The following is a 6,394-nucleotide window of genomic DNA, read 5'->3' on the forward strand; positions in this document are numbered from 1 at the left end:
GGTTTGGAAGAGGTCAGCTATCCCCTCTCCACAAAGCTCCTAATCGACAGAATCGCTCAGGCCGGGCAAATGAAGAGGTTTTCGACCGACTGCTCGCGCAAGTGCATAGATCACTGCGTAGGCAACTCCCAGGAAAAGGGCGATACCTGCCACTATTGCAAGGACCTCAGCAGCTGCCGAAGAAGCCCCAACAATTATGATGAGCCGGACAAACTCATAATAACTTCCGTAGCCGGCGAGCAGTCCAACTGTCCACAACAATAGACTCACCAAGAGTGAGAACGATCGAAGTTGCTTGATAGTAAGCGCCGAGAGAGCCGGCGCAGCAACAAAAAGACCGAACAGTAGCTTCGTGGTCATCCCGAGTGCTGATGCGCCCACCACAATGCAGAAGATGATGAGCTGACCGAAGAGAACTCTTGGTTTTATCTTCATTCCTGTGAGTCATACGGACCGTGGCGGCATCGGAATTTCTTTCATTTGAACAAATGTATCCCGTTGCCACTCAGAGGAAACAATTTGCCGATTTCGCAGTTAAACACTCTTCAATGCTGAACAATCGCAGATTCGACTATTGGATGCATAAGGCAAGCTGCCGCGAACACGCGAGGAGCCGTGCGAAGGTCGTTCTGTGCATTTAGATCGGATTGTCAGCCGACTTTTGTAGAGACCCTTCGCAGTAACGCGAAGGGTCTTTTGTTTTAGTACCTACCTAAAGGAATGCAATGAAGATCATCAGCAAGAAAATATGCATGGCGCGCGACATCGGGATTCACAGGAACATGTTCGGTGGCATTCTCATGGCCTGGATCGACGAAGCCGGCGTCGCATTTGCGACCGAATACTGCTCGACGCCGAACATGGTCACGCTTCGGGTAGGCGAACTGCTCTTCAAGAAGCCGCTCAAAACGGGCGATCACGTTCGACTATACGGTGATGTCGAAAAACTCGGGAATACCTCGATCACGGTGCGCGTCGAAGTCCGTAGGTACAGCCTCTATAGCGGCGAGGAGACGCTCGTTTGCACTACCTCGATCACCTTCGTTCGTATCGATGACGATGGCAGTCCGACACCGATCGGCGAGTCCATCCGCAAGCGACATGAGGAGCGGATGGAAATTGAAGGCACCATAATGGCCTGATCGCCACTGGTTACGTCCAGTGGGTGGCCACGCAATTGCTGATGGCCACCCGATGGACTTGAATGGAATCAGAACTCCATCATCGCAACTCGAAATGTTTGGCTCGCAGGCGGAGTCTGCGAAGCTGTGCTATAGTTATTGAAGCGCACAGTAACCGTGTTTGCCGCGGATACCCATGCTGAGTATGAAGAGTTCGAGAGCACCGCTCCCAACGGTACCCCTAACATGATGGGCTGACCATTTGCCGCGCCCGTCAGCGTAATCGTGAGATCGGAGCTCGATTGCGCGGCTGTCGTTGGAAAACTCAGTGATGCTGCCGCACTAATGACACTATAAATCGTCGACCCACTCCCGATGACCACCGAACCGCTCGTGCTCAGGTTGCCGCTCTGATCGACTTGGAGCTCTTGTGAAGGTCCAATCCCAACAATGCCATTCTGATCGACCTGCATCCGCAAATGAATCGACCCGTTGCTCGGCGTGGTGAAGAAATCAATCACACCACCGGTACCGGTAGCAGAGCCAGCTATGCCACCAACGAGACTCACCGAGCCACCACCACCATTCGTTGTAAACTGGCCATAGCCACCCTGGATCTGAATACTGCCGCCTGGGAATGTCCCGGCTCCATTGCCGCCAAAAAGTGTGACCCCTCCGCCGAAAGAAGCGGCTCCGCCAGCATCTCCACCCTGCACCAATACCCCTCCGCCCGAGGTTGCAGCAGAAGATCCTGCCTGAATCGTAACCTGACCACCCTGACCGGTCCCTGTCCCATTGCCACCAACCACACTCGCGGAAGCTCCAGATGAGGCGCCACCGCTGTTCCCGGCAGTCATCGATAAGTTTGTGGCAGCACCACCTGATGATGGAGTTGAGATTGTACCACCCGTGAGCGAGAGCGATGGAGCAGTAGTATTGCCGAGGTTATCGACTGAGAATTGCTGCGACGAGCCAATTCCAACAACGCCGTTCTGATCGACCTGCATCCGCAATTGAATGGCACCGTTGCTTGGCGTCGTGAAGAAATCAATCACACCACCAGTGCCAGTTGCAGAACCGGCAATACCACCAACAATACTCACCGAGCCGCCGCCGCCACTCGTTGTAAACTGTCCGTAGCCGCCCTGGATCTGAATTCCACCACCAGGAAATGTGCCGGCACCATTACCGCCAAAGAGGGTGACCAATCCCCCAAAGGCACCAGCTCCGCCGGCATCTCCACCTTGCACCAACACGCCTCCGCCAGTAGTTGCGGCAGAAGAGCCAGCCTGAATCGTGACTTGGCCTCCCTGACCAGTACCGGTCCCATTGCCGCCAACCACACTAGCAAACGCTCCTGAGGAAGCACCACCGCTATTTCCCGCTATCAAGGAAAGACTTGGAGCAGCGCCTCCGCCAGAGGATGGTGTTGAGATCGTACCTCCCGTGAGCGAAAGCGATGCCGCGGACAATGCCCCCGCACTCGTGCTCAGTATATTCGTATTCTCGAGCCAAGTCGTTGTTGCTGCGTCCCAGCGCAGGGTCGAGTTATTCGTGGCGCCAGCCGGAACGACAGAGGAGCCCGTTCCTCCTAATGTGATCGGAAGAGTCCAGGTGTAATTGCCCAACATTGTGCCAGGGAGTTGAATCGTTACTGTATGTCCCGCGGCATCATCAAGGACAAGCGTGTGCGCTCCAAATGAGCGTTGCGCGTGCGCAGACAAACAAGGAATCAAAACCAACATCACAACAAAGGTGAAATTAGAGAATCGTCTCATGGCATTACCTCTTATAGAATAAGAATTAAGTGATAACTAAACTAGGACGTGACTCCCTCACTTCACCGGCAATTGAGTGAGATCATGCTCGGTGTGTGACGTAAGGGCAAAACGTCTATACAAATATACGACACTAATTGGCCTGTAGAACAGGCCGACGGAAAAGCGATGATTCAAAGCCTATGAAGCAGCGCTACCCCAGCCCGCGGCCTAAAAGCGTCTAACAGGTTCCGATTCGCCGTGCCGTCTTTGTGCTTCGGCACCCTTGAAAATGGAGAGATGAAGACAGGGTTGGATTATCCTCCTCCTGCCAGATGTGATTCCTCCTAGTTTGATTTCTTAACGCACCAGCGAAAGGTTAATCCATAACCATCAATCCGAGGTGAACCCAGAACGGCGAATACCGCGCACTACGGCTGAATGCGATTTATCGTGCCACTATTTTGCCCGAGACAATAGAATTAGCGCCATCGACTTGAAGCGTGAGACCGCCACCGCTGTTCAGCCACGCTGGTCCGTTGCTCCAATCTTTCGTGATTGTCGTCGTTGCGGATGGTTGAGGGTTCGACAACCACTCGTCTGGCCGCATCTTCTTGACCGCGATTCGGCAAACCATTCCTTCGCAAGCGTTGATCGAAATCTGCATCAAGGGTTCTCCGGACGACGCCGTGTCTCCTTCCAACTGAGTCTGCTCAATTGCCGGGTGTTTAGTATTGCGAAAAGCTGTGTAACAAGAAGCGTATGAGCATCCTAACGCATAAGCGCCCGGTGGCACATAGCCGAACATGAAATTCCCATCTTCATCCGTCGTACATTCTAACTTGAAGCTTGATATTAGAGAACTGCTCGCACGCAGCGTGTCCGTTATACCCTTGGCGGCAATAGACTGAAGTCTTACTTCGATTCCTTTCAACGGTGTATGCAACGATCCCTGAGCGATTGCAGGAGGAGAACCGAATAGACTTGCTGTAACCAGCAAAACAAGCAGCGGCAGACAATGTTTCATGGACGGAAGAATAAGGCTTACGACGTAGCACCAACCGGCTACGTACCAAATAGTTCGACAGCCTGGCGTCACCAATGGCACGCCGCCACTCGTTATCGCTATGCAACGGCCCGTTGACCCGACGCTACTTTCCGGCGAAGAAAGGCGGCGCTGATCAGACTGATAACAATCCCAACCGGGAATATTTCCAGAAACGTCATTCCATAGTTGTAGAGTGGATTCTTGTACATCTCTTTAAAGTCTGCCATCTCCTTGGTTTTTTGAAGGATCGCAGCGTCAGAAGCACCGCTCTTCTTTAATGCATCGACGGCATGCTGGGCATAGTGGTCCACCCAGTTGGGCATCGCGATCGAGGAATAGATTTCCCAACCAACGACATAGAAGACGGAGGCGATGAGTGACACATAGAGCCCAATGAGCACGCCTTTCCCGAATGTTATCGCGCCGCCGGATTGGTTGTCACGATAACTCTTTATGGCGAAGAAGGTCATCGAAAGTGAAATGATCATGGTCGCATACCCCACGACCATCGAATACGAGTTTTCTTCGAACCCTGAGGCGAGCGACCCGGAGATAACCATTAATAGGGCTATGATGACGCCGGCGATAATTCCATAGGTTAAGACGACTTTACGCATACTGGTTTCTAAAAATTGCAAGTGATGAGTTACGGCGCAAATATCGCTGATTGCACAGCAAATGTCAATAGCACTTTGGTGTATTTCGCTTAAACCGGGACGATTAGCACTTTCGGCTACTCAATCAGGCCAAGTTTCCTCGCTCTTTCGATGGCCTGAGTCCGGCGCTCGGCCTCCAGCTTTCGGAGCAGCGATCCGGTGTGCTTCTTGACGGTGTTGAGGGACAGGAACATCTTGTCCGCGATCTCCTGATTCGAGTGACCCGCGGCGATCAGCCGTAGTACCTCTTCCTCTCTCGGGCTGATCCCCAACTCCAGGGCAGAGACCCGCACCCCACCCCCTTCAGTCACCATGGCCTTCTTGGCCGTCAACCTCCATCCGATCCAGAGTCCCAATACCGTGAAAAAGAGCGCAATAATCCCTACAAAATACTCTGTCTGGAGATCATAGACCAGGTACCTGTACTCGACCGACTTTAGCAGGACAAGCAGCCCCGCCATTGCGAGAGCATAGAGGTAAATGGGGCGTTTCATACGTGCAAAAATAGGAAAAAAGAATTGGATGTCAGTGGAATGTTGCCACCACCAGCACAAAGCACAAGCTGAAGTATGCGCTACATAGCCGCGCTTCGTGCCGCGCTAGCCGCGGCGGCAACGTGGCTCGGGAGGGTTTAGCCATTCCATTTGGAATGAGAAGATTCTGCTGCTGTAAGTCGAGTATTGGTATTTGGTCCAGTCTACTATTGCCGAGATCTCTTACCCAATAAATCCATGGCATCATATCAGCCATATTCCATTCGAACGAGTGTTCCCCACGTACCAGGTTGCCAGAGAACAATCGAGCAACAGACCTTCCGGCCAGATTCATCGCCTGAATATCCACTGCTCCGTCCTCCGGACTGTTCGTCCGTAAACCCTCTTTCAAGGCCAAAAACTTGCAGGCTGTCATCAATCACAAAATTACGCAATAAAAAAGCCCGTTCGCAAAGCGAACGGGCTTAATCTAAAAAACCCCTGGCGACGACCTACTTTCCCGTGTGTTAACCACCAAGTATCATCGGCCCTGCAAGGCTTAACTTCTCTGTTCGGAATGGGAAGAGGTGGAGCCCTTGCGGTATAGTCACCAAAAGGAAACTTGTGTTCGGCACAAGCGAGACGCTTGTGCTACAGCTGCCTTTTAGCGCGGAGCGCTAATGCAATGAACAAAATCTTGACAACGTGGCGGTGAGCGCAAAGCGCCGTTACAAGAAGATCGTCTTGTTGGTGGTCGCGTGGTTAGCGACCTTATCACCAAACACTATAGTAAGCACCGGTAGTAAGTACCATAACACAAGCTAAAGCATGTGCTACAATCCAGACTGCGCGCTCTATCATAGGTTTGTTAAACTCTTTCTATCAATCCGAAGAGTGATAGAAAAAATTAAAATGAAGTCGAACGACTTATTAGTAACCGTTGGCTGAACGTATTACTACGCTTACACCGTGGTCCTATCAACGTAGTAGTCTACTACGAGTCTTCAGGGAGATCTCATCTTGGAGTAGGTTTCGTGCTTAGATGCTTTCAGCGCTTATCCTTTCCGGACATGGCTACTCTGCAATGCCACTGGCGTGACAACAGATACACCGTCGGTCCGGTCAATCCGGTCCTCTCGTACTAAGATCGAGGCTCCTCAAATCTCCTGCGCCCGCATAGGATAGGGACCGAACTGTCTCACGACGTTCTGAACCCAGTTCACGTACCGCTTTAATTGGCGAACAGCCAAACCCTTGGGACCTTCTTCAGCCCCAGGATGCGATGAACCGACATCGAGGTGCCAAACCTTGCCGTCGATGTGGACTCTTGGGCAAGATC

The 6,394-nt window shown here is 52.2% G+C and carries 6 protein-coding genes and 2 rRNA genes; 1 reads left to right on the plus strand and 7 read right to left on the minus strand.

Features of this window, described 5'->3' with window-relative positions:
• Positions 1-39: 39 nt before the first annotated feature.
• Positions 40-435, minus strand: coding sequence for a hypothetical protein (locus Q8902_15745; GenBank protein ID MDP4201009.1), 396 nt, complete (start codon positions 433-435; stop codon positions 40-42).
• A gap of 290 nt (positions 436-725) precedes the next feature.
• Here Q8902_15745 and Q8902_15750 point away from each other — a divergent pair, with 290 nt between their 5' ends.
• Positions 726-1,142 carry a hotdog domain-containing protein gene (locus Q8902_15750; protein MDP4201010.1) on the plus strand — a complete coding sequence of 139 codons (417 nt, stop codon included), beginning with the start codon at positions 726-728 and terminating at the stop codon, positions 1,140-1,142.
• A 68-nt stretch (positions 1,143-1,210) separates the two neighbouring features.
• Here Q8902_15750 and Q8902_15755 read toward each other — a convergent pair whose 3' ends face one another.
• The 6 genes from Q8902_15755 to Q8902_15780 form a co-directional block, all read right to left on the minus strand.
• Positions 1,211-2,899 (minus strand): hypothetical protein, encoded by a 1,689-nt coding sequence (locus Q8902_15755; protein MDP4201011.1) that lies wholly within the window; start codon positions 2,897-2,899, stop codon positions 1,211-1,213.
• A gap of 427 nt (positions 2,900-3,326) precedes the next feature.
• The gene (locus tag Q8902_15760) at positions 3,327-3,905 is read right to left on the minus strand and encodes a hypothetical protein (protein ID MDP4201012.1); all 579 of its coding nucleotides are present in this window, start codon (positions 3,903-3,905) and stop codon (positions 3,327-3,329) included.
• A gap of 98 nt (positions 3,906-4,003) precedes the next feature.
• A complete protein-coding gene (locus tag Q8902_15765; GenBank protein ID MDP4201013.1) occupies positions 4,004-4,543 on the minus strand; it encodes a DUF4199 domain-containing protein in 540 nt (179 codons plus the stop codon).
• A gap of 116 nt (positions 4,544-4,659) precedes the next feature.
• Entirely contained in the window at positions 4,660-5,076 is a 417-nt protein-coding gene (locus tag Q8902_15770) for a response regulator transcription factor (GenBank protein ID MDP4201014.1), read from the minus strand.
• A 478-nt stretch (positions 5,077-5,554) separates the two neighbouring features.
• Positions 5,555-5,670: ribosomal RNA gene (gene rrf / locus Q8902_15775) — 5S ribosomal RNA — on the minus strand.
• Positions 5,671-5,964: 294 nt separating this feature from the next.
• Positions 5,965-6,394 (minus strand): 23S ribosomal RNA (locus tag Q8902_15780); the annotation flags it as partial.

This window comes from Bacteroidota bacterium (assembly GCA_030706745.1).
GTDB lineage: Bacteria > Bacteroidota > Ignavibacteria > Palsa-1295 > Palsa-1295 > PALSA-1295.